Origin of the sequence: Rahnella sp. RFA10(1/100), assembly GCF_004195115.1 — a bacterium.
Lineage (GTDB): Bacteria > Pseudomonadota > Gammaproteobacteria > Enterobacterales > Enterobacteriaceae > Rahnella > Rahnella perminowiae.
On record NZ_SEWR01000005.1, the window covers coordinates 247283 to 267928 of the forward strand.

The 20646-nt window shown below is 52.9% G+C and carries 19 protein-coding genes; 8 read left to right on the forward strand and 11 right to left on the reverse strand.

Going from position 1 to position 20646, the window contains the following annotated elements; genetic code table 11:
• Positions 1 to 31 precede the first annotated feature (31 nt).
• Positions 32 to 946, forward strand: coding sequence for a helix-turn-helix domain-containing protein (locus tag ETV65_RS16765; RefSeq protein ID WP_129954001.1), 915 nt, complete (start codon positions 32 to 34; stop codon positions 944 to 946).
• Positions 947 to 952: 6 nt separating this feature from the next.
• Here ETV65_RS16765 and ETV65_RS16770 read toward each other — a convergent pair whose 3' ends face one another.
• The gene (locus ETV65_RS16770) at positions 953 to 1948 is read right to left on the reverse strand and encodes an acyltransferase (protein WP_129954003.1); all 996 of its coding nucleotides are present in this window, start codon (positions 1946 to 1948) and stop codon (positions 953 to 955) included.
• A gap of 237 nt (positions 1949 to 2185) precedes the next feature.
• Here ETV65_RS16770 and ETV65_RS16775 point away from each other — a divergent pair, with 237 nt between their 5' ends.
• Complete coding sequence (locus ETV65_RS16775) at positions 2186 to 3424, forward strand: MFS transporter (protein WP_129954005.1); 1239 nt, start codon at positions 2186 to 2188, stop codon at positions 3422 to 3424.
• A 65-nt stretch (positions 3425 to 3489) separates the two neighbouring features.
• Here ETV65_RS16775 and ETV65_RS16780 read toward each other — a convergent pair whose 3' ends face one another.
• The 8 genes from ETV65_RS16780 to fdnG form a co-directional block, all read right to left on the reverse strand.
• Positions 3490 to 4107 (reverse strand): hypothetical protein, encoded by a 618-nt coding sequence (locus ETV65_RS16780; RefSeq protein ID WP_129954007.1) that lies wholly within the window; start codon positions 4105 to 4107, stop codon positions 3490 to 3492.
• Complete coding sequence (locus ETV65_RS16785) at positions 4107 to 4427, reverse strand: DsbA family protein (RefSeq protein ID WP_129954008.1); 321 nt, start codon at positions 4425 to 4427, stop codon at positions 4107 to 4109. Before ETV65_RS16785 ends, ETV65_RS16780 begins: the two co-directional genes overlap by 1 nt.
• Positions 4428 to 4832: 405 nt before the next feature.
• On the reverse strand, positions 4833 to 6371 hold the full coding sequence (locus tag ETV65_RS16790; RefSeq protein ID WP_129954010.1) for an aldehyde dehydrogenase family protein: 1539 nt from the start codon (positions 6369 to 6371) through the stop codon (positions 4833 to 4835).
• Positions 6372 to 6472: 101 nt separating this feature from the next.
• Positions 6473 to 7114, reverse strand: coding sequence for a glutathione S-transferase (locus tag ETV65_RS16795; RefSeq protein ID WP_129954012.1), 642 nt, complete (start codon positions 7112 to 7114; stop codon positions 6473 to 6475).
• Between the two features lie 85 nt (positions 7115 to 7199).
• Entirely contained in the window at positions 7200 to 8114 is a 915-nt protein-coding gene (fdhE, locus tag ETV65_RS16800) for a formate dehydrogenase accessory protein FdhE (protein ID WP_129954014.1), read from the reverse strand.
• A complete protein-coding gene (gene fdoI / locus ETV65_RS16805) occupies positions 8111 to 8770 on the reverse strand; it encodes a formate dehydrogenase cytochrome b556 subunit (protein WP_129954015.1) in 660 nt (219 codons plus the stop codon). Before fdoI ends, fdhE begins: the two co-directional genes overlap by 4 nt.
• Entirely contained in the window at positions 8767 to 9678 is a 912-nt protein-coding gene (gene fdxH, locus ETV65_RS16810) for a formate dehydrogenase subunit beta (RefSeq protein WP_129954017.1), read from the reverse strand. Before fdxH ends, fdoI begins: the two co-directional genes overlap by 4 nt.
• A 12-nt stretch (positions 9679 to 9690) precedes the next feature.
• Positions 9691 to 12738 carry a formate dehydrogenase-N subunit alpha gene (gene fdnG / locus ETV65_RS16815; RefSeq protein ID WP_129954019.1) on the reverse strand — a complete coding sequence of 1016 codons (3048 nt, stop codon included), beginning with the start codon at positions 12736 to 12738 and terminating at the stop codon, positions 9691 to 9693.
• A gap of 145 nt (positions 12739 to 12883) precedes the next feature.
• On the opposite strand from fdnG, the gene fdhD reads away from it, so the two are divergent.
• The 6 genes from fdhD to yiiM all read left to right on the forward strand — a co-directional run bounded on the left by fdhD (position 12884) and on the right by yiiM (position 18516).
• Complete coding sequence (gene fdhD / locus ETV65_RS16820) at positions 12884 to 13726, forward strand: formate dehydrogenase accessory sulfurtransferase FdhD (RefSeq protein ID WP_129954021.1); 843 nt, start codon at positions 12884 to 12886, stop codon at positions 13724 to 13726.
• Positions 13727 to 13776: 50 nt separating this feature from the next.
• A complete protein-coding gene (locus tag ETV65_RS16825) occupies positions 13777 to 13989 on the forward strand; it encodes an ATP-binding protein (protein WP_129954023.1) in 213 nt (70 codons plus the stop codon).
• Positions 13990 to 14130: 141 nt separating this feature from the next.
• On the forward strand, positions 14131 to 14304 hold the full coding sequence (locus ETV65_RS24945; RefSeq protein WP_165383753.1) for a hypothetical protein: 174 nt from the start codon (positions 14131 to 14133) through the stop codon (positions 14302 to 14304).
• A gap of 599 nt (positions 14305 to 14903) precedes the next feature.
• On the forward strand, positions 14904 to 15524 hold the full coding sequence (gene sodA / locus ETV65_RS16830) for a superoxide dismutase [Mn] (protein WP_129954025.1): 621 nt from the start codon (positions 14904 to 14906) through the stop codon (positions 15522 to 15524).
• A gap of 267 nt (positions 15525 to 15791) precedes the next feature.
• On the forward strand, positions 15792 to 17738 hold the full coding sequence (locus ETV65_RS16835) for a methyl-accepting chemotaxis protein (protein WP_129954026.1): 1947 nt from the start codon (positions 15792 to 15794) through the stop codon (positions 17736 to 17738).
• Positions 17739 to 17844: 106 nt separating this feature from the next.
• Positions 17845 to 18516, forward strand: coding sequence for a 6-hydroxyaminopurine reductase (yiiM, locus tag ETV65_RS16840; protein ID WP_129954028.1), 672 nt, complete (start codon positions 17845 to 17847; stop codon positions 18514 to 18516).
• Positions 18517 to 18580: 64 nt separating this feature from the next.
• Here yiiM and ETV65_RS16845 read toward each other — a convergent pair whose 3' ends face one another.
• Together ETV65_RS16845 and ETV65_RS16850 are read right to left on the reverse strand one after the other, a co-directional pair.
• Complete coding sequence (locus tag ETV65_RS16845; RefSeq protein WP_129954030.1) at positions 18581 to 18940, reverse strand: YibL family ribosome-associated protein; 360 nt, start codon at positions 18938 to 18940, stop codon at positions 18581 to 18583.
• A 65-nt stretch (positions 18941 to 19005) separates the two neighbouring features.
• Positions 19006 to 20505: a PLP-dependent aminotransferase family protein gene (locus tag ETV65_RS16850; RefSeq protein ID WP_129954032.1), complete on the reverse strand. Its 1500-nt coding sequence runs from the start codon at positions 20503 to 20505 to the stop codon at positions 19006 to 19008.
• Positions 20506 to 20646 lie beyond the last annotated feature (141 nt).

Consider the following 20646-nt stretch of genomic DNA (forward strand, 5'->3'; position numbering starts at 1 on the left):
AGCGTTTTTCCCCACAGACGGATGAAGCACTATGCAGCGCAATGTCTACTTTGTGACGCTCCCCGGCGTGATGTCGTTAGATCTTACCGGCCCGGCGGAAGCGTTGCGCCTGAGCGGGCAATTTTCGCTTCATTATATCGGGCCGCAGCCGGAAGCGATGATGTCAACCGGCCTGATGGTCAGCCATTTGCAGCCACTGCCGCAAAGCCTGCCCCCGGGCAGTATTGTGATCATACCGGGTGTGGCAGAATCCGACGAAAACTTCTCCTCACCGGTCGCACAGACCGCCTGTGAGTGGCTGCATCAGCAAAAAAGCGCCATTGAAGCAGGAAATTTAAGACTGGTATGCATCTGTTCCGGCAGCCTGCTGGCCGGGCAAGCCGGTCTGCTCGACGGCTATCAGTGCACCACGCATCACGATGTAATCGGACGGTTGCGCGAGCAGGTACCTGCTGCCCAGGTGAAAGATAACCGGATATTTGTCGAAGACCGTTCGGTACTGACCAGCGCAGGCATCAGCGCCGGTATCGATCTGGCACTACATCTGATCGCCACACATCTTGGGCCGCAGGCCGCGCTGGATGTTGCCCGCGAAATGGTGGTCTATTTCCGCCGTGGCGGTGATGATCCGCAACTCTCTCCGTGGCTGCGTTACCGTAATCATCTGCACCCCGCAGTGCACCGTGCGCAAAACCTGATTGCTGCCGAGCCGGAATCGGCCTGGCAGGTGGAAGATGTTGCCGCCAGGGCGCACATCAGCGCACGCCACCTCACCCGTTTGTTCCGACAACATCTGGGCATCAGCGTGCGTGACTACCACGAGCAATTGCGTATCGCCGTGGCGCAACAACGCCTTCAGCAGGGATCCGGCATCGAAAAAGCCGCACTCGCTGCGGGCTTCTCATCCGCACGGCAATTACGCCGGGCGCAGGAACGGTGGCGTTAAAAGTATTCAGCTCACCCAGTTCCGGCGGTCTATTTTCCCCAGCCCCATCGCCAGAAATAATCCGCCGCCGAGTCCGCAGATAAACAAAAAGACCAGGTTCAGCAGCGGGTATTGCGGAAAGTCGAGATGCCGGCCGCGCAGGCCGGTGATGATCAGCGCATGAAAGCCGTAGATAGCCAGAGAGTGGCGGGAGATTAACGAAAATCCTGGCAGGAGACGTTGTGCCAGTGTGTTCTTGAAAACCACAAATAAAGACATCGCAGAGATAAATACCAGCGGACCATTGTAGATATAAAAGGTATCGGCGAAACTCTGATTAATCTGCATTTGCCGGTATGTGCCGGTGGCAATCGCCAGCGTGCTGAGAATGAACATGGCGCTGGCGACGAGCGTGATCGCCGTTTTTTCAGTCCTGAGCTGGCTGATGGCGCGGCCCAACAGGGCATATAGCACGTAATAGAAAGTGTCACCGCTAATGTATAAATCCAGCGGCAAAAGATGGATTTTGTGCCACGTCACGGCAGGAAGCTGCGGATTTGCCAGTACGCCGAACAGCATTGCGACAATCAGCAGGTATCTGCCGGATACGGCTTTAACATTAATCAGCGGGGAAAGCAGGTAAATCAGGATGATCGCGTAGAAGAACCAAAGATGGTAAAACACCGGTTTTTCCATGATAAGACGCAGAGACGGCCAAAACCCGATTTTTGTCATCGTGAGGATATAAATCAGCGAGACGGCGCTGTAGAACAGCAAACATAATGTGACTCGCAGAAAATGGCGTTTTTGCGCGCTCCTTTCCCCCAAAAACAGCGCACCGGAAATCATAAAAAACAGGGGTACGCAGACGCGCGAAGCGGAATTGAGCACGTTTGCCACCGTCCATTCAGGGGTATTTACCGCAGCGAAATTGACGACCAGCGACGTGCTGGCGTGGATCATCACCACCATCATGCAGGCGAGTGCGCGCAGATTATCTATCCAGCTGATTTTTTGGCTCATTCCCGGTAATTTCCTTCTTATCGATGGGCTGTTTGCAGCCTAGCCAGCTTTTGGACGGCTAACAAGGCAAAAGTGCCGATCTCAGATTGTGCTGAACGTGAACCTGAACATTGCGTTGCGCTCAAATAATCGGCAAAATAGTCCCTATTACTGCCTCGCTTGCGAAACCCGCCCGGACAGTCTCTTATTTTCTGCTAATTTTCAAAGAATTAGCCTTACGTCTGTGAAATAACTACAATGCATAATTCTCCAAATACTGCTTCCCTTCTGGGTCGGCAGGCGCTTTTGTTCCCTCTGTGCCTGGTGCTGTTCGAGTTCGCGACTTATATCGGCAACGATATGATCCAACCGGGCATGCTGGCCGTCGTGGCTAATTTTAATGCCGGCGAAGAGTGGGTGCCGACATCCATGACCGCTTATCTCGCTGGCGGCATGTTCCTGCAATGGCTGCTCGGTCCGCTGTCCGACAGGCGCGGCCGTCGTCCGGTCATGCTCGCGGGCGTGAGTTTTTTCATCATCACCTGTCTGGCGATTCTGTTTGCGCAAAATATAGAACAATTTATGGTGATGCGATTCCTGCAGGGCATCAGCCTGTGCTTTATCGGCGCGGTCGGCTATGCCGCTATACAGGAATCTTTCGAAGAATCGGTGTGTATTAAAATCACCGCCATGATGGCTAACGTCGCGCTGATTGCGCCGCTGCTCGGGCCTCTGGCTGGTGCGGCGCTAATCCACGTTGCGCCATGGCAGTCAATGTTTGTGATTTTCGCCCTGCTCGCCGCCATTGCGCTGTGGGGATTGTGGAAATCGATGCCGGAGACCGCTTCCCGCCTGGGCGAACCGTTCTCCATGCCAAGCCTGCTGCGTGATTACAAGCATGTGCTGAAGAACCGCCAGTTCCTGTGTGGTGCGCTGGCGATAGGTTTTGCCAGCCTGCCATTGCTGACGTGGATTGCACAGTCGCCGGTGATTTTAATCAGCGGTGAAGGGTTAGCGGCCTATGATTATGGCTTGTTGCAGGTACCGATTTTCGGCGCACTGATTATCGGTAACATCACACTGGCGCGCCTGTCCGGCAAACGTACCGTCGAATATCTGATTAAACTGGGCGCAGGCCCAATGGTGGTTGGTTTGCTGATCGCAGCTGCGGCCACGCTGTTTTCCGCACATGCGTATCTGTGGATGACTGCCGGTCTGAGCCTGTACGCCTTCGGGATTGGTGTGGCGAATGCCGGTCTGTACCGTCTGACGCTGTTCTCCAGCGACATGAGCAAAGGCACGGTTTCCGCCGCCATGGGCGTCATCAGTATGTTGATTTTCACACTGGGCATTGAACTGGCAAAAGTGGCTTATGTCGAAGGCGGTGCGGGGATGTTTAATACATTCAATTTGTTAAGCGGTCTCGCCTGGCTGGCGCTGGTGGTGGTATTTCTGCGCAGCCGACAGGTGGTTCTGCCGCCAAACAGCGTGGTGTGATTTCGTTCGTTTCACCGCTCTGTTTCAGAACAAGACATGGAAGATCGCTCTCCCATGTCTTTCGTTTACGTCTTTCTATTCTTGTTTATTTCTTGGATGGATCGCAGCGCGGCAAGGTGTTCATGAGAAGCCCGGGTGGTATCAATGCCTGCGATGCAGATCTCGCCACTGTCAGGGATATCCAGTCCGCCTGACAGGTTCATCAGGGTGGATTTTCCTGGATAGGTTTTACTGGCAACAATACCTGCCAGGATATCCGAAACCATATGCAGCGGCGCAAGGATGACGGGTTTCCTGCTCTGATGCAGCGGTTTAACGAATTGATCTAACTGATATGCACAATTTTCCAGCTGGCTGACGACACGCTGATTTTTGCCATAAGTTGCCGCGTAATCCAGGGCTTTCCGGCGTTGCGCAATCCAGGTGAAATCGACGATGCCGGTGTCGTTTAACAAACACCGTTTATTTTCATTGGCGACCAGCGTCAGTGTTTTTTGATGTTTCCCTATACATCGCAGAAAACGCATCACATGCAACATTCCAAAAATAATTTCTAATGGCAATAACTTATAAAGAGACAGTCCAACTTTTATTATCCGGCTATAAAATAAGAAAATTTTATAGTTTATAGCCGCCCCCAAAGACATGCTGTGCAAATAGATCCATACCGGAACAAAGCGCATTATATCTCCAGTGGTTTATGCCTGGTAAGCAGGGAGATAAGTTGATCACCAAAAGCTTTAAAATCGCGATCCTGATAGGCAAGCCATTGCTTGTTTACAATAAATGCCGGCGTTGCAGAGACGTCATAATAGTTACTGACAGCTGACATATATTGAAGTAACGCTTTGACCGCCGGCGATGCGTTGATTTCGTGATATTTCCCGACGTCAATACCATTATGTTCCAGCCAGTTATTTAAAACAGTGTCGTCAGCTAAATCAATGTTATCTTTGATCACAGCTGTATAGATTTTTTCCCGATATTGAGACTCCAGCCCCATCACCTCAAGTGTTGCAAATAACGGTGCGTAACGGGCTAAACCACTCTGACCAAAGGTGCCGCATCGGAATTGAGAACAATATATTGATAATAGGCAACGGTGCGACCTATTGAAACAGCAAAAATGAAAATCGTATATATCACAATATATAAAAACCGTTTAAACATGACTCTCTATCCTTAGATATGAACATCCGTCCACGGTCACGTTTAAAATATTACAATTAGCGCATTCATAATGTTTTATTATTGAATTAACATATAAAATATTTATATAGGCACTTTAAGTTAACCGCTAAATGAGAGCAATGCACATGATGTATTAAGTAATCTCACTGACGATGGCGTTTTTATATGCCATCGTCAGCCGGAAAAATCAATTACGGTCAGAATGCGCGATCATTCCTCAGAAAAGCCCCATCGGTTTACTCGAATAAGAAACGAGTAAACATTTCGTTTGCTGATAGTGATCCAACATCATTTTATGAGTCTCGCGCCCGATACCGGACTGTTTGTAACCCCCAAATGCGGCATGCGCCGGATAAGCGTGATAACAGTTGGTCCATACGCGCCCGGCCTGAATATTGCGGCCCATGTGATAGGCCACATTGCCGTCACGACTCCAGACACCTGCGCCTAATCCGTAAGCGGTATCATTGGCAATTTGCAGCGCATCGTCCATATCTTTAAACGTGGTGACGGCCAGCACCGGTCCGAAGATTTCTTCCTGGAAAACACGCATGTTGTTTTTACCCAGCAAAATGGTGGGTTGCAGGTAATATCCCTCGTTCAGCGAACCTTCGAGTTTTTTCTTCGCGCCGCCGGTCAGTACCTCTGCGCCCTCTTTTTTACCGATTTCGATATAATCCAGAATGGTTTTCATCTGTCCGGCAGAAACCTGCGCGCCCATCTGGGTTTCAATATCCAACGGGTTACCGGTTTTAATAGCCTCAACACGTTTGATCGCACGTTCCATAAAACGTTCGTAGATAGATTCCTGAACCAGCGCACGGCTCGGACAGGTACAGACTTCACCCTGATTGAAGGCAAACAGCGCAAACCCTTCCAGCGCTTTGTCGAAGAATTCATCCTCTTTATCCATCACATCGGCAAAGAAAATATTGGGTGATTTACCGCCCAGTTCCAGCGTGGCCGGGATCAGGTTTTGTGCGGCATAGCCGGCGATTTGCTGGCCGACCTCCGTCGAGCCGGTAAACGCCACTTTCGCGATACGTTTAGACGTCGCCAGATATTCGCCGATCTCACCACCCGCGCCGTTAACCACATTAATGACGCCCGCAGGCAAAATGTCCTGCACCAGCTCCATCAACAACAGAACGGACAGCGGCGTCAGTTTGGCGGGTTTGAGCACAATGCAGTTACCTGCCGCCAGCGCCGGTGCCATTTTCCAGCACGCCATCAGCAGCGGGAAGTTCCACGGGATAATCTGCGCCACCACGCCGAGCGGTTCGTGGAAATGATACGCAACGGTTTCGCTGTCGATTTCGCTGATCCCGCCTTCCTGCGCACGCACGCAAGAGGCGAAATAGCGGAAATGGTCGATGGCTAACGGCACGTCGGCGCCGCTGGTTTCGCGGATCGGTTTACCGTTATCCCAGGTTTCGGCGTTTGCCAGCAGTTCAATGTTTTGTTCCATGCGATCGGCGACTTTCAGCAGTAAATTTGCACGCTGCTGCACCGGCATTTTTCCCCATGCGTCTTTGGCCTTATGGGCGGCGTCCAGCGCCAGATCGACGTCATCGGTGCCGGAGCTGGCCACTTGACACAGTACCTCGCCGGTCACCGGTGTCAGATTGTCGTAATACTGTTTTTTCACCGGCGCGACCCATTCACCGCCAATGAAGTTGTCGTATTGTTTTTTGAGTTTAAGCGGGAAACCGTATTCTTCCGGTTTGACGGCATGAGGATTTTTATCATAAGCCATGATGGAACTCCTTTATGCAGCAGGGATTAGCAGAGCGCTGCATAAAGTCTAGGCAGTGAAAATCGAACCGGTGGGATGTAAAGAGAACTCTTCGAGCGGCTTCACACCTTTTTAGCTGCAAAGCTGGCGTTACCACTCCCGGGTGGGGTGGTGCGCGCGAAACTCTCGCGCTGGAACAGGCGTTCTGCCAGTTTTACCAGTTCAGGACGCTCAACACACCAGCCCGGCGCGATACGCCGGAAATTGAGATAGCCCAGACAACAGGCGACGGCAATATCGGCCACATTGAGGCTTTCAGAATTGAGCAATGTACGGCTTGCCGCATGCTTTTCCAGCGCATCCAGCCCGCGCAACAGTTTTTCCCTCTGGCGCAAAATCCAGGCTTCGTTACGTTTATCAGCATCGCGGCGACCTTCCAGCACCAGCGCCACGGCGGCATCAGTGACCCCGTCGGCCAGCGATTCAATTTGCCTCACACGTAACGCGTCCAGCGGTTGCCACGGCAACAGCGTGGGTGCGACATTCATCAGTTCGATGAACTGCACAATAATCGGCGAATCATAAAAAATTTCGCCATCATCGGCCACCAGCGCGGGGACTTTTCCGAGAGGATTGTACTGTGTGATTTTGCAGCCCGGTTCGTGGGGCGTGTCGTTAATGAAATCAAACGGGATGCCTTTTTCCAGCAACATCACCGAAATTTTGCGCACATACGGGCTGGTATAACTGCCGATCAATTTCATCAGACCCTCCTCGTTTTCGCCGGAACCTCTATTAAAACTAGCAGCCATGCAGGGGTTTACCAGTCACGGCTGCCGGTTTTACCGGTTATTCAGCGGGAAACAGGAACGGGTTGATGCCGCTGCCGGAAAAACCTTTGTCCTCCAGACGGTCATCAAGTAACAGCGTCGCAAGGTCGTCCGCTACCGCGTCTGCCTGCGGGTCTTTATCCTGATAAATCACTTTCAGGTAAGCATTGCAATCGTCGCAGGCTTCGGCTTTCACCGTGGCCTGTTCATCGCCGATGGACCAGAGGTTTACATGTTCCATTGCATCGCAGTTGCTGCATTTTGCGCGCACGACATGCCATTCACTTTCGCAAAGATTACAGTGCAGATAGCGCAGGCCGCTGTGGGCACCAAACGCGATCACCGCAGAAACGGGAACGCTGCCGCACACCGGACAGAACAGACGATTTTCGCCATAATCTGCCCGCCCGACACCGCGCAGTTGCGCCGCCATCTGTGCCCAGTACAGCGACAACGCAGCCCAGATAAACGGGGCTTTGTCAGCCGGAACGTGTTTGAAATCCTGGCAAAGCAGCTCTGTCGCCATCATTTCGCGCTGAAGATTCGGGGAGTGTTCAAGGCGCTCAAGCACACCGAGCACCGGCTCTGACGCGCCGTGTTTGAGCACCCTGATCAGCGCATCCAGCAATGTAAGCCAGTGCGGCGTTCGTGGAAACAACCGGCAATCGAGCGGCGGTTTACCCGCCGCTTTCGCTAATTCATCACGCAGGTCGACAGTGAGCGGGAAATCTTTCAGCACGCGCTGCTGGGCATCGCAAATCGCCGCAGCAAAATTCAGATATCCGTCGAGCGGGCTGTCTTCGGCCAGTTTACGCAGGCGATCGGCACGGCGCTGATACAGCGTTTTCAGATTGGCGAACAGTACCGGCGGGATATTCCCCGCCGTGGTTTTACCGTCTGCCAGCGCGTCCCGGGGAACAATCTGGATGCTCATCCGGCTTTCCTCTCATCTTTATCTTGTTCTTTCTTCAACGCTTCAGCACGCACCTGACGGTACCAGCGTGGATGGTGATACTTCGCCCATGACGCAGGCACTTTACCGCCGGTCATCGCCGGGATAGAGCCTTTCGCCCAGGTCGCAGCGTAGACATGCATGATAATCACCAGAATCAGGCCGATGCCGGCCAGCGAATGCACCAGCAGCGCCAGACGGATCAGCGGGATCGGGAAATAACCGGCAAACCACGGACGCCAGATAATGACGCCGCTGGCCATCAGAAGCACAAGACAACTGATCGCCGCCCAGAACACGCATTTCTGACCGAAGTTGTAGCGCCCGGTATCGCCGACCTCATGGTTGGTCAGCACTTTACCGATATTTTTCACCCACACAATGTCGTCTTTTTCCGGCAGGTTGTGCTTCCAGTAGCGCAAGAACATGCCGAGGAAAGAGATGAACATCACCACGCCGAAAAACGGATGCAGGATACGCGCCATCTGGGGTGTGCCGTAAATGTTCATCAGCCAGTTAAACGACGGGAAAAAGAAGCCGATGCCGCTGAGGGCGAGCGTCACAAAACAAAAGGCAACAATCCAGTGATTGAGACGTTCCGCCAGATTATAGCGCTGGATTAACTTCTCTTTTTTCATGGTCGTTTCTCCTCATCATCATGTTTTTCTTCCTCTTCTCTGTGCTCATCCTCTTTCACGTAGTTCGGCCCCACGCCCAGGAAATGGAATGCTGCGGCGGCGAAGGTTACTGCGAAGCCGACAGCAGCCAGTGGTTTCCAAACCCCTTTCCACAAGGTGACCGCCGCGCTGATGGCCGGATCTTTTGGCAGGCCGTGATACAACTCAGGATTGTCGGCGTGATGCAGCACGTACATCACGTGCGTACCGCCAACACCCTGCGGATCGTATAAACCGGCATGATCAAACCCGCGACCTTTCAGCTCGCTGACCCGTTCTGCGGCTAAATCCTGCATGGCGGTTTTCGTACCGAAATGAATCGCGCCGGTCGGGCAGGTTTTCACACACGCCGGTTCCTGACCCACACTCACACGGTCAACGCACAGCGTGCATTTATAGGCACGGTTATCCTGTTGGTTGATGCGCGGAATGTTGAACGGGCAACCGGCGATGCAGTAACCGCAGCCGATGCAATGTTCCGACTGGAAATCGACGATGCCGTTGGCGTACTGCAAAATCGCGCCTTCCGCCGGACAGGCTTTCAGACAGCCCGGATCGGCGCAGTGCATACAGCCGTCTTTGCGGATCAGCCATTCCAGCTTGCCGTTTTGTTCCACTTCAGAGAAACGCATCACCGTCCAGGATTTCGCACTGAGATCCATCGGGTTATCGTAAACGCCGGTGTTGATACCGACCTCATCGCGCAGGTCGTTCCATTCGGAACAGGCGACCTGACAGCCTTTACAGCCAATGCAGGTGGTGACGTCGATAAGTTTCGCCACTTCCTGCTGATGGTCACGGGCGCGCGGCGCTGGCGTCAACCCGTTGGTTGCGGACTTACGCAGTATGTCCTGAGATTGCATTGCCATAATTCGCCTCCGTTAGACCTTTTCCACGTTAACCAGGAACGCCTTGAATTCCGGCGTTTGCGAGTTAGCGTCACCGACTGACGGCGTCAGCGTGTTGGCTAAATACCCTTTACGCGTCGCACCTTCAAATCCCCAGTGGCACGGGATGCCAATGGTATCGACGTGCTTACCGTCGATGGTCAGCGGCCGGATGCGCCTGGTCACCACGGCTTTGGCCACGATGAATCCGCGCTTCGAAGACACTTTCACTTCATCACCCTGCGCAATGCCCTTCGAGGCGGCCAGACTTTCGCCGATCTCGATAAACTGCTCAGGCTGCGCAATGGCGTTGAGCAACGCGTGTTTGGTCCAGTGGCGGAACAATTCGGTAATTGAATAGGTGGTCGCCACATACGGGAAGTCTCGGGCGGTGCCCATATTCGGCAAATCACTGGCAAAAATACGCGCAACCGGGTTCGAGATAACGTCCGGATGCAGCGGGTTGGTGCCAATCGGTGATTCGATAGGTTCGTAATGCTCGGGGAACGGACCGTCGGCCATTTTGTCGGTCGCAAATAAACGCCCGACGCCTTCCTGTTGCATGATGAACGGCCCGACACCCGAACCCGGCGCAGCGGCGCTGTAATCCGGGACGTCAAAACCGGTCCACTTCGCACCATCCCAGCGGATGATTTCGCGTTTCGGATCCCACGGCTGTCCCTGCGGGTCGGCGGAGGCGCGGTTATACAGAATGCGGCGGTTGAGCGGCCAGCACCATGCCCAGCCGGACGTGCAGCCCAGACCGGACGGATCGGCGTTATCGCGGCGCGCCATCTGATTACCGGCTTCCGTCCAGCTTCCCGTATAAATCCAGCAGAAACTGGCCGTGCTGCCGTCATTTTTCAGATGGGCAAATGTTGAAAGTTGCTGGCCTTTTTTCGCCAACAGATTGCCCTGATCGTCATGAATATCGGCCAGCGCTTTGCCGTTGGCTTCGCGGGCGATCTCTTCCGGCAACGGGTCGAGTGGATCCTGATAATCCCACGCCATATTCAGCACCGGCAGCGGGTTCGCACCGCCTTCTTTCTGATACAGTTCGCGCAGTTTCATAAACAGACGGGCGATAATTTTGCCGTCATGCAGCGCTTCACCCGGTGGCTCAGAGGCCTGAAAGTGCCATTGCAGCCAGCGACCGGAGTTGACTATTGATCCGTTTTCTTCGGCGAAACAGGAAGACGGCAGGCGGAACACTTCGGTCTGAATATCGGCGGTTTGTACGTCGTTCATCGCGCCGTGGTTCTGCCAGAAATTCGAGGATTCGGTGACCAGCGGGTCGATCACCACCATGTATTTGAGTTTCGAGAGCGCGCGCGAAGATTTGTTTTTATCCGGGAATGCCGCCAGCGGATTGAAGCCCTGCACGATATAGCCGTTGAGTTTGCCTTCGGTCATCAGCTCGGTCTGTTGCAACACATCGTAGCTTTTGTCCCATTTCGGCAACCAGTCAAAGCCCCAGTCATTTTCCGCCGTGGCATGTTCGCCCCAGAAGCTTTTCATCATGCTGACGAAAAAATTCGGCGTGTTTTTCCAGAAATTGACCTGTCCGTCCACCAGCGGCACGGGGGTGATTTGTTGCAGATAATCAGTAAAACGGGTCTGTCTTTCAGACGGCAAAGGCATGTAGCCGGGCAGATTCAGAGACAACAAACCGAGGTCGGTATAGCCCTGAATATTAGAGTGACCGCGCAGGGCATTCACGCCACCGCCGGGCATACCGATATTGCCGAGCAGCAACTGGATCATCGCCGCACAGCGGATGATTTGTGCGCCGCCGGTATGGTGCGTCCAGCCCAATGCATACAAAATGGTCGACGTTTTGTCGCGCGCACAGGTTTCCGCCAGAATGGAACTGATCAGCAGGAAATCTTCTTTCGGGGTGCCGCACAGGCGCTCCACCAGTTCCGGCGTGTAACGGGATACGTGCGCTTTCAGCAGATTCCACACACAGCGCGGGTCCTGCAACGTTTTATCCTGTTTCGCGAAGCCTTTTTCATCAAGCTGATAGTGCCAGCTTTCCTTGTTATAGGCTTTTTTCGCTGCGTCAAAACCGCTGAACAGCCCGTCGTTAAATTCATAGTCTTCACGCACCAGCAGGCTGGCGTTGGTATATTCCCGGACGTATTCGGTCTGGATTTTATTGTGGGTGATCAGGTAGTTGATCATGCCCAGCAGGAAAACCGTGTCGGAACCGGCGCGGATAGGCGCGTAAATATCGGCCACGGCAGCACTGCGGTTAAAGCGCGGGTCGACCACGATGACTTTAGCGTTGTTTTTGGTTTTGGCCTCAATCACCCATTTGAATCCGACCGGATGCGCTTCTGCCGCATTTCCGCCCATAATCAAAATCACGTTGGCATTTTTGATGTCGACCCAGTTGTTGGTCATCGCGCCACGACCGAACGTAGGCGCTAATGCTGCAACGGTCGGGCCGTGACACAGCCGGGCCTGGCAGTCGATCGCCACCATACCCAGTGCGCGGGTGAATTTCTGATCAAGCAGACCGGTTTCGTTACTGGCCGCTGAAGAACACAGCATACCGGTGGTCAGCCAGCGGTTGACCGTGACGTTATTGTCATTTTTCTCGACAAAGTTGGCGTCGCGGTCATCTTTCATCAGGCGGGCGATACGGGAAATCGCCTCATCCCAGGAGATGCGCTGCCACTTATCGGAGCCGGGTGCACGGTACTGCGGATGTGTCAGGCGGCCTTCACTGTGGATGTAATCCAGCACACCTGCACCTTTCGGGCACAACGAGCCACGACTGACCGGATGATCGGCGTCACCCTCTACATGAAAGATATTTTCAGTGACATTTTTTGCGCCGTCGCCCTGGCTGTAAATCAGCATGCCGCAACCTACGGAACAGTAAGTGCAGTTGTTGCGGGTTTCACGTGAGCGAAGCAGTTTGTATTGGCGGGTTTCCGCCAGCGCCAGGGTCGGCGTGAATCCTAATAATGCTGCTGTGGTGCCGGCCATACCACCCGCACATATTTTGAATAATTGTCTTCTGCTGACTTGCATGAAAGACTCCTTCCCATCATTTAGACACACATTGCTTTTCAAATTGGCGCTTTCATGAACAACGTCGAAAGCGGTAAAATTAAGGTATAAAGTCCTGACTTTTTGTACGGCTTATGTAGCCGGAATGTTTATAAGGTTATTGCTAATGGATGTCCATCACGTAAACGAACTGGGCGAAAAAGATGACAAAAAAGTGACTCAGATCATCGGAGCGAGCCAAAAACCGGTGATGCAACGCACACATCTCAATGAACCTGAAGATGACTGGATTGCTCAGGAAGTGCCCGTCGCTCTGGTCTATAACGGCATTTCACATGTGGTGATGATGGCGTCGCCAAAAGATTTACAAGCCTTTGCGCTGGGCTTTTCATTGTCAGAAGGGATTATTGAATCCACCGGTGAGATTTACGGGATGGAGGTGACGCCAAACTGCCACGGTATAGAAGTTAATATCGAACTGTCGAGCCGCCGTTTTGCCGGGCTGAAAGAACGCCGCCGGGCTATGGCGGGCCGCACCGGTTGCGGAGTCTGCGGCATCGAACAGTTAGACGATCTGTTCCGCCCGCTCGCGCCACTGCCGTTTACCCAAACGTTTGAGCTGGCGAATCTGGATAATGCGCTGCATCAACTGAAATCCGTACAGGAAATCGGCCAGCTTACCGGTTGCACCCACGCCGCTGCCTGGATCACGCCGGAAGGTCAGCTACTGGGTGGATGCGAAGATGTGGGCCGTCACGTGGCGCTGGATAAAATGCTGGGTATCCGTGCCAGACAGAGCGACTGGAAATCCGGTGCCGCGCTGGTATCAAGCCGCGCCAGTTATGAAATGGTGCAAAAAGCCGCCATGTGCGGCATCGAAATTCTGTTCGCCGTCTCCGCCGCCACCACGCTCGCGGTCGACGTCGCCGAAAAATGCAATCTGACGCTGGTCGGTTTCAGCAAACCGGGACGGGCAACGGTGTATACGCATCCGCAGCGGCTGAGGTAAACTCAGCGCAGAATTTGAACAGTTATCCATCAGAATAATAAGGAAATCAAATGCGGCAGCCGTACCGACTGGAAAGCATAACTCTCAGGGATGTGGGCGTATTCGAGAATACGCATTTGGATTTCCCACCGATTAAAAGCGCAGAAGCTGATGCTGAAAAGGCAGAGATCCATATCTTCACCGGCCCGAACGGCTGCGGGAAAAGTACTCTGCTGTATGCGCTGGCGGCGGTATTTGATGAAGCAATGGAGACATGTCTTTAATTAATTCGCGGCTGGCGACAAAAGACAACCGTGTTCATTACATGTTTGACCATCAAAACGGTTCATATAGCGGGTATAAGTTTCTGGCTCAAGGCGGTGACAGCCTTGGTTATTCTGATTCAAGCTATTCAGAAATTATTTATGAATACCATCAATCTGCAAAAGCATTCCTTGATTCTGGAAGAGATTTTTGAAGTGAAGGAACAGTTTGATGTCGAAAACGTTTCCGCTGGTATTCAACCAAATGCTATGAAAATGTCCGCCAAAAGTTATTCGACGCAAGCCTTCAACATTGTGCATTTTGCGACGGACTGACCGGTGCTGAAAGCCGCCAGACCATCGAACATTTTAAGCCCAAGGAACGCCACGCCTTTCCGGAACTGGCTTTCCACTGGCAAAATCTTTATCCCTGCTGTGACCGCTGTCAGAGTGAAAAAGGTAACCGATATGATCCCGCACTGCTCAACCCTGATGATCTCGAATATCATTTTGATGATTACTTCGTGGCAAATTACCTGACAGGTGAAATTGAAGTGTCTCCGCTCGCCAGCACGGAAAACTGTCACAGAGCATGTGTTACTCTTGAGCTATATGGATTAAATCTGGATATCCGTACTGCGCGTCGTAAATGGGAAGCGCAGAAATCCGGAAACAGAACTCTTAGATGACTTCAGTTATCGCTATTTCATCAAGAACAGCTAAAAGCCCCTTTAAGCACCGCGTGCCTTTAGACAATTTAGGATTGTTTGCGGTTATCTGGTTCTAAGCCCCGAATAACAGGCGCTTACGCGTATCTATCCGCTGGCGGGGACAGAGATAATCATTTTCAATATCATTTAATTAACTATAATGATCCGACTGATTACGCGGTGCTCACAATGACGGTGCCGCCCTACACTACGGAGACGATGAACATGAGTTATTCACTGCCATCACTGCCTTACGCATACGACGCACTCGAACCGCATTTCGACAAAGAAACGATGGAAATCCATCACACTAAACATCACCAGACTTACGTTAACAACGCTAACGCTGCGCTGGAAAGCCTGCCGGAACTGGCTGCACTGCCGGTTGAAGAACTGATCACCAAGCTGGATCAGGTTCCTGCAGACAAGAAAGTCGTTCTGCGTAACAACGCAGGTGGCCACGCTAACCACAGCCTGTTCTGGAAAGGCCTGAAAACCGGCACCACACTGCAAGGCGAACTGAAATCTGCCATCGAACGCGATTTCGGCAGCGTTGACGCTTTCAAAGAAACTTTCGAGAAAGCAGCGGCAACCCGTTTCGGTTCAGGTTGGGCATGGCTGGTACTGAAAGATGGCAAACTGGCCGTCGTTTCTACAGCTAACCAGGACAGCCCGCTGATGGGCGAAGCCATTTCCGGCGCTTCCGGTTACCCGCTGCTGGGTCTGGATGTCTGGGAACACGCTTACTACCTGAAATATCAGAACAAACGCCCTGATTACATCAAAGCCTTCTGGGCTGTTGTAAACTGGGACGAAGCTGCAAAACGTCTGGCTGAAGCGAAGTAATTTCGCACTGCCGCCCAGCACGGGCAAGATGTCTTAGCCAATGGCGGGTCTGTGACCCGCTTTTTTATGTCCTGAATTTGTACGCATGCTCACTGTTTCACAGCGAATTATTCTTCTGTTTCCCACCATTATTAGACCCCGCTCGCATTAATCAAAAATACGCCACACATCCTATAAAGTTTATGAAAAAGCCTACCGATAGATTGTTCACAAAGGCGTCACAAAACCGCATGTCTATTTAAAAGGGATGTTTGACGGAGAATGATTATGAGTAACGGATCGGGTCTTTCGCAGTGGATGAACAATCTTAAGGTCGGCACCAAACTGGGTCTGGGTTTCGGCCTGGTGCTTTTGATCGCGGCCGTCATTACCACTGCGGGAATGATTAAATTTAACGACATCAGTCAGCGTGCGGAAAAAGTCGATTTCAGTAATCAGATGAATGCATTACTCAATGATGCCCGCCTCAGCCGTACGCTTTATCAGCTCAATTACAATCCGGTGTATCTCAAACAAAACCAGGACAACATTGACGCACTGTCGCAACTGATAACCCAGTCGAAAGACAAGCTGGACTGGGATACCGCCAGTCAAACAAATCTCGATCAGGTGCCGGTGAAAATCCATGAGTACCAGCAGGCGCAGGCCGCATTCAAAGAAGCCGTCGATCGCAAAGATGCGGTGCGGGCCAGCTGGAATCTTTCCGAGACGGAAGCCGTGGTGACGCGTTTACAGGATCAGTTACGCGTAGAAGATGCCGATCCTTCCATTCGGCTTTCACTGGCTGAAGTGATTCAGAAATTGATCAGTGTGCGTTATAACGTGCGCGGCCTGTTGCTGAACATTAATAAAGAAACTGAAGCCAAGCTGTTGAAGTCAATTGATGATACGCAAGCGAATGCTAAAAAACTCAACGCATTATTGTTGCCGGATCAGCAGGCCACACTTGCCCCGCTGATGAGTGCACTGGCAACCTATAAAAATCACGTTCAGGCGTTCATGCCGGCTTATGAAGATGAACAAAGAAATTCACAATTGCTGTCAGTAAAAGCCGCAGAGATGAACGCTCTGGTAGCGAAAATCTTTAAAAATGAACTGATTAACACGCATAAAGACATACGTGATGCGCAGAACATCATGATGGTGATTACACTGATCGTACTGCTGGTCGGGATTATCATTGCATGGCGAATCACCCGCCAGATTGCCCAGCCGCTGCGTGATACGCTGAAAACAGCAGAGGCGATTGCGCAGGGTGACCTGACTGTGGCGCATCCGACCACACGTCGCGATGAACTGGGCATGCTGATGAACGCGGTATCCGCAATGAGCCAGAACCTCAGCACCATGATTTATGAAATCCGCTCCGGTGTTTCACAGGTATCTCACGCGGCGGCGGAAATCGCTGCCGGGAATACCGATCTTTCCTCACGCACCGAACAGCAGGCTGCGGCCGTCGAAGAAACCGCCGCCAGCATGGAAGAACTGAGCGCAACGGTGAAACAGAACGCTGATAACGCCCATCACGCCAGCAAACTGGCCAGCGAAGCTTCAGGTACCGCGACGCTCGGTGGCAAACAGGTCGGCCAGGTGGTCGACACCATGCAGCAGATTTCCGGCAGCTCAAAACGTATTGCTGAAATTACCTCCGTCATCAACGGCATCGCGTTCCAGACCAATATTCTGGCGCTGAACGCCGCCGTTGAAGCCGCCCGGGCCGGTGAACAGGGGCGCGGATTCTCCGTCGTCGCCTCGGAAGTCCGCACACTGGCACAGCGCAGTGCGCAGGCAGCGAAAGAAATTGAAGGACTGATTGCCGAATCCGTTGAGCGGGTGAATACCGGTGCGAAGCTGGTGGAAAACACCGGACGAACCATGCAGGACATCGTAAAATCGGTCTCGCATGTGCGCGATATTATGGGTGAAATCGCCTCTGCTTCTGACGAACAAAGCCGTGGCATCAGTCAGATTTCGCAGGCGATTGTCGAAATGGACAGCACGACACAGCAGAATGCCGCGCTGGTTGAGCAGTCTTCCGCCGCCGCTGATTCACTCGAAGATCAGGCCGCGACGCTGACCCAGGCAGTCTCGGTATTCCGTCTGGCTGATAATGGCGACAGACTGGATGCGCCAGCATCCGCCGCGCTGCGCCGTCCGACTCTGGCACTGCCGGCACAAAGCAAAACCAGTCAGGATAACTGGGAAACGTTCTGATTAACGATTTAACCTGCGCACCCGTTTGTGTGCAGGTATTCCTTCTACTCCCGCTGTCGAATGCAGGTTATGCTTGAGCAAGTGACCTTTCAGCAGCGGAGAGCTTATGCATTATCCCGACGTATATATCGGTACCATCGAACATTATCCCGATTTTTCATCCAGTGCGATTGCCAAACGTCAGGTTGATGGCAGCATCGCTTTAACGCCGCTCGGGCTGGAAAATGATCAGCAAGCCGAAAAGGCTTATCACGGTGGCGCTGACCGCGCGCTGTGCCATTTCCCCCGCGAACATTACGCCTGGCTGCGCCAGCAATTTCCCGAAGAAGAAGACCGCTTTCATCCCCCTGCGTTTGGCGAAAATCTTTCAACGCTGGGCATGACCGAAGATAACGTGTTTATCGGCGATATTTTCCGCTGGGGCGACGCGCTGATTCAGGTCACCCAGCCGCGCGCGCCCTGCTACAAGCTGAATCATTTTCTCGACTGCAAAAACCTGTCGCCGTTGTTACAACAAAGCGGACGTTGTGGCTGGTTATATCGGGTCGTCAGTACCGGAAATGTCAGCGGCGACCGGCCGCTGGAATTGCTGACGCGCAACAGCGAGGTGTCTGTTGCAGAAGCGATTTCTATCGCCTTCAACATGCCATTTGATGAGGAACAGTATCGCCGTCTGATGTCTGCCGCAGGGATCTCCGCCAGCTGGAGTAAAACCATGCAAATGCGGCTGGTAAACCGCAAGATCGAAGATTTTGGACGACGATTGTTTGGGAAGTAATGTTAACGCCCTCCCCTTCGCAGGGGGAGGAGCAGGGCAAAACTTCACCCCCGGGAGTATGAGTTTAGAATTCTTTCTTAGAAAAACCGGTCACCGCTTTCAGGCCCATTTCGCGGCCCAGCGCCGTCATCGGGTGAACCACCACGATACCGCGTACGGTTTTCTTCAGCGTGCCCATATCAGCCTGTTCTTTCTTGGTGATTTCACGGCTGAACAGCTTTTCCAGCTTCTGCGCTTCGGTGCTGAGTTTTTTCTCACGCACGGCTTTCAGACGCGCGATTTCTGCTGCGAGCTTTTCTTTTTCTTCTTCGTGCTTAGCGATTAACTCGGCGTTACCCGCCTGAATCACGGTCGCATCTTTGTGATTCAGTGCATCCAGCATATCGCTGAGACGTTTGATCTCGGCTTTTTCAACTTCTTTCATGATTTCAGATCCGTTCATGCCGCAGCGGGCACGATTGTAAATGGGGAATAATAACCGTTAGTGTATCAGGAAGTGCGGGATTCTTCAGCTTGCTCCTGCGTTTCTGCCAGCCCCGGAGGCAAACCGCACATCTCACAGGCCCGCTCACCAATGCGGATCATTGCTGAAATATAGCGTGTATCAAAAACATAGCAGCACGACAAACGCAGGCCATTGGTGTAGCGGCCGCTGGGTGAATACAGTTGCCCCGGCGTCATACAAATTTTATCTTTCAGCAACTGGCGGAACAGCGTGACGCAGTCGACACCCGGCGGGAAATCCACCCAAATCACAAATCCGCCTGCCGGCTGTGTGGCACGGGTGCCTTGTGGAAAGTGGCGGGCGATTAGCGCGCGTGCCTGCTCAACCTGCGACGCGTAGCGCTTGCGTAAAGCCCGCAGATGATGATCGTAACCGCCTGACTCCAGAAACAGCGTCAGCGTTTGGGAAAGCAAAGCGGACTCTGCCATTGACGATACAGCTTTCAGTTTATGCAGCTTATCGGCAAAGCGTCCGCCTTCCACCCAGCCGATGCGAAAATCGGGGGCCAGCGTTTTGGTAAAGCTGGTGCAAAACAGGATCCAGCCGTCGCGGTCAAAGGCTTTTACCGCCGGAGACAATGTCGCGCCAAATTGAATTTCCGCGTACAACCCGTCTTCAATCAGCGGGACATGGTGATCGTTCATCAGCCGCGCCAGCCGTTTTTTTGCCGCCAGCGGCATAGTAAAGCCCAGCGGATTTTGCGCCGTCGGCATGGCGATCACCGCATTCAGACGTTTCTCGGTCAGCAGCATTTCCAGCACATCCAGCGACAGGCCAGTTTGCGGATCCGTGGGGATTTCCACCGCTTTCAGCCCGAGACTTGCCAGCATCGGCAGCAGGTAAAAATAGGTCGGCGTTTCCAGCCCGACGCTGTCACCGGGTTTGGTGGTGACGCGCAACGCCAGCTGTAACGCTTCCATGCAACCGTGCGTAATCGTGATATCTGCGGGCTCTAAAATCATACCGAGCGCCAGTGCACGGCGGGCAATTTGCTGGCGTAACGCCGGGCTGCCCGGCGGCAGCGCGTATTGCCCGATCAGATTGGGCTGACGACGCAGCAATGATGCCATAATTCGCCCCAGCTTGCCGGTCGGGTAAAAATCGTTCGACTGCGGGCAGGCCAGCGATAAGTTGGTATAGGTGGGGTCAATTTGTGAGGCGAACACTGTGTCGATCAGATCCAGCACTTCATCTGCGGGTTTTGCGGCTGCCGTTTGTGGTTGTTCCTGTGGCTGATGGTTCAGCGCAGGCAACGCGGCACGGACATAAAAACCCGACTGCGGGCGTGCCTCGATAAAGCCGCGATCTTCCAGCCGCCGGTAAGCCGCTACCACAGTGTTGATGCTGACTGACCAGGTTTGTGCGCTGCGCCGCACGGACGGCAAACGGCTGCCCGGCGCGAGTGTGCCACGGCGGATAGCGTCCGCCAGTTGTTCTGCCAGCTGGTTATATCGGGTGTCGCTGAAATCCGCGGTGTCAGTCATGGTGTCAGTTCCGTAAAAAGTGATGGGTACAGTTTTGGGTTACGCAATCTGTAACCATAACAATAGCGTATTTCTGGTTCTGTTACCTTCTCTGTTCAGCGTTTACTCTGGCTATCTGGAAAACAGGGGATGCAGGAAAAC

Coding starts and splice junctions, on each gene's coding strand:
- ETV65_RS16845 (WP_129954030.1), bottom strand. CDS start 18,940: ATGAAAGAAGTTGAAAAAGCCGAGATCAAACGTCTCAGCGATATGCTG.
- ETV65_RS16795 (WP_129954012.1), bottom strand. CDS start 7,114: ATGAAATTGATCGGCAGTTATACCAGCCCGTATGTGCGCAAAATTTCG.
- ETV65_RS16765 (WP_129954001.1), top strand. CDS start 32: ATGCAGCGCAATGTCTACTTTGTGACGCTCCCCGGCGTGATGTCGTTA.
- ETV65_RS16790 (WP_129954010.1), bottom strand. CDS start 6,371: ATGGCTTATGATAAAAATCCTCATGCCGTCAAACCGGAAGAATACGGT.
- sodA (WP_129954025.1), top strand. CDS start 14,904: ATGAGTTATTCACTGCCATCACTGCCTTACGCATACGACGCACTCGAA.
- fdhD (WP_129954021.1), top strand. CDS start 12,884: ATGGATGTCCATCACGTAAACGAACTGGGCGAAAAAGATGACAAAAAA.
- ETV65_RS16835 (WP_129954026.1), top strand. CDS start 15,792: ATGAGTAACGGATCGGGTCTTTCGCAGTGGATGAACAATCTTAAGGTC.
- yiiM (WP_129954028.1), top strand. CDS start 17,845: ATGCATTATCCCGACGTATATATCGGTACCATCGAACATTATCCCGAT.
- fdoI (WP_129954015.1), bottom strand. CDS start 8,770: ATGAAAAAAGAGAAGTTAATCCAGCGCTATAATCTGGCGGAACGTCTC.
- fdnG (WP_129954019.1), bottom strand. CDS start 12,738: ATGCAAGTCAGCAGAAGACAATTATTCAAAATATGTGCGGGTGGTATG.
- ETV65_RS16780 (WP_129954007.1), bottom strand. CDS start 4,107: ATGCGCTTTGTTCCGGTATGGATCTATTTGCACAGCATGTCTTTGGGG.
- fdhE (WP_129954014.1), bottom strand. CDS start 8,114: ATGAGCATCCAGATTGTTCCCCGGGACGCGCTGGCAGACGGTAAAACC.
- ETV65_RS24945 (WP_165383753.1), top strand. CDS start 14,131: ATGAATACCATCAATCTGCAAAAGCATTCCTTGATTCTGGAAGAGATT.
- ETV65_RS16775 (WP_129954005.1), top strand. CDS start 2,186: ATGCATAATTCTCCAAATACTGCTTCCCTTCTGGGTCGGCAGGCGCTT.
- ETV65_RS16850 (WP_129954032.1), bottom strand. CDS start 20,505: ATGACTGACACCGCGGATTTCAGCGACACCCGATATAACCAGCTGGCA.
- ETV65_RS16785 (WP_129954008.1), bottom strand. CDS start 4,427: ATGGGGCTGGAGTCTCAATATCGGGAAAAAATCTATACAGCTGTGATC.
- ETV65_RS16825 (WP_129954023.1), top strand. CDS start 13,777: ATGCGGCAGCCGTACCGACTGGAAAGCATAACTCTCAGGGATGTGGGC.
- ETV65_RS16770 (WP_129954003.1), bottom strand. CDS start 1,948: ATGAGCCAAAAAATCAGCTGGATAGATAATCTGCGCGCACTCGCCTGC.
- fdxH (WP_129954017.1), bottom strand. CDS start 9,678: ATGGCAATGCAATCTCAGGACATACTGCGTAAGTCCGCAACCAACGGG.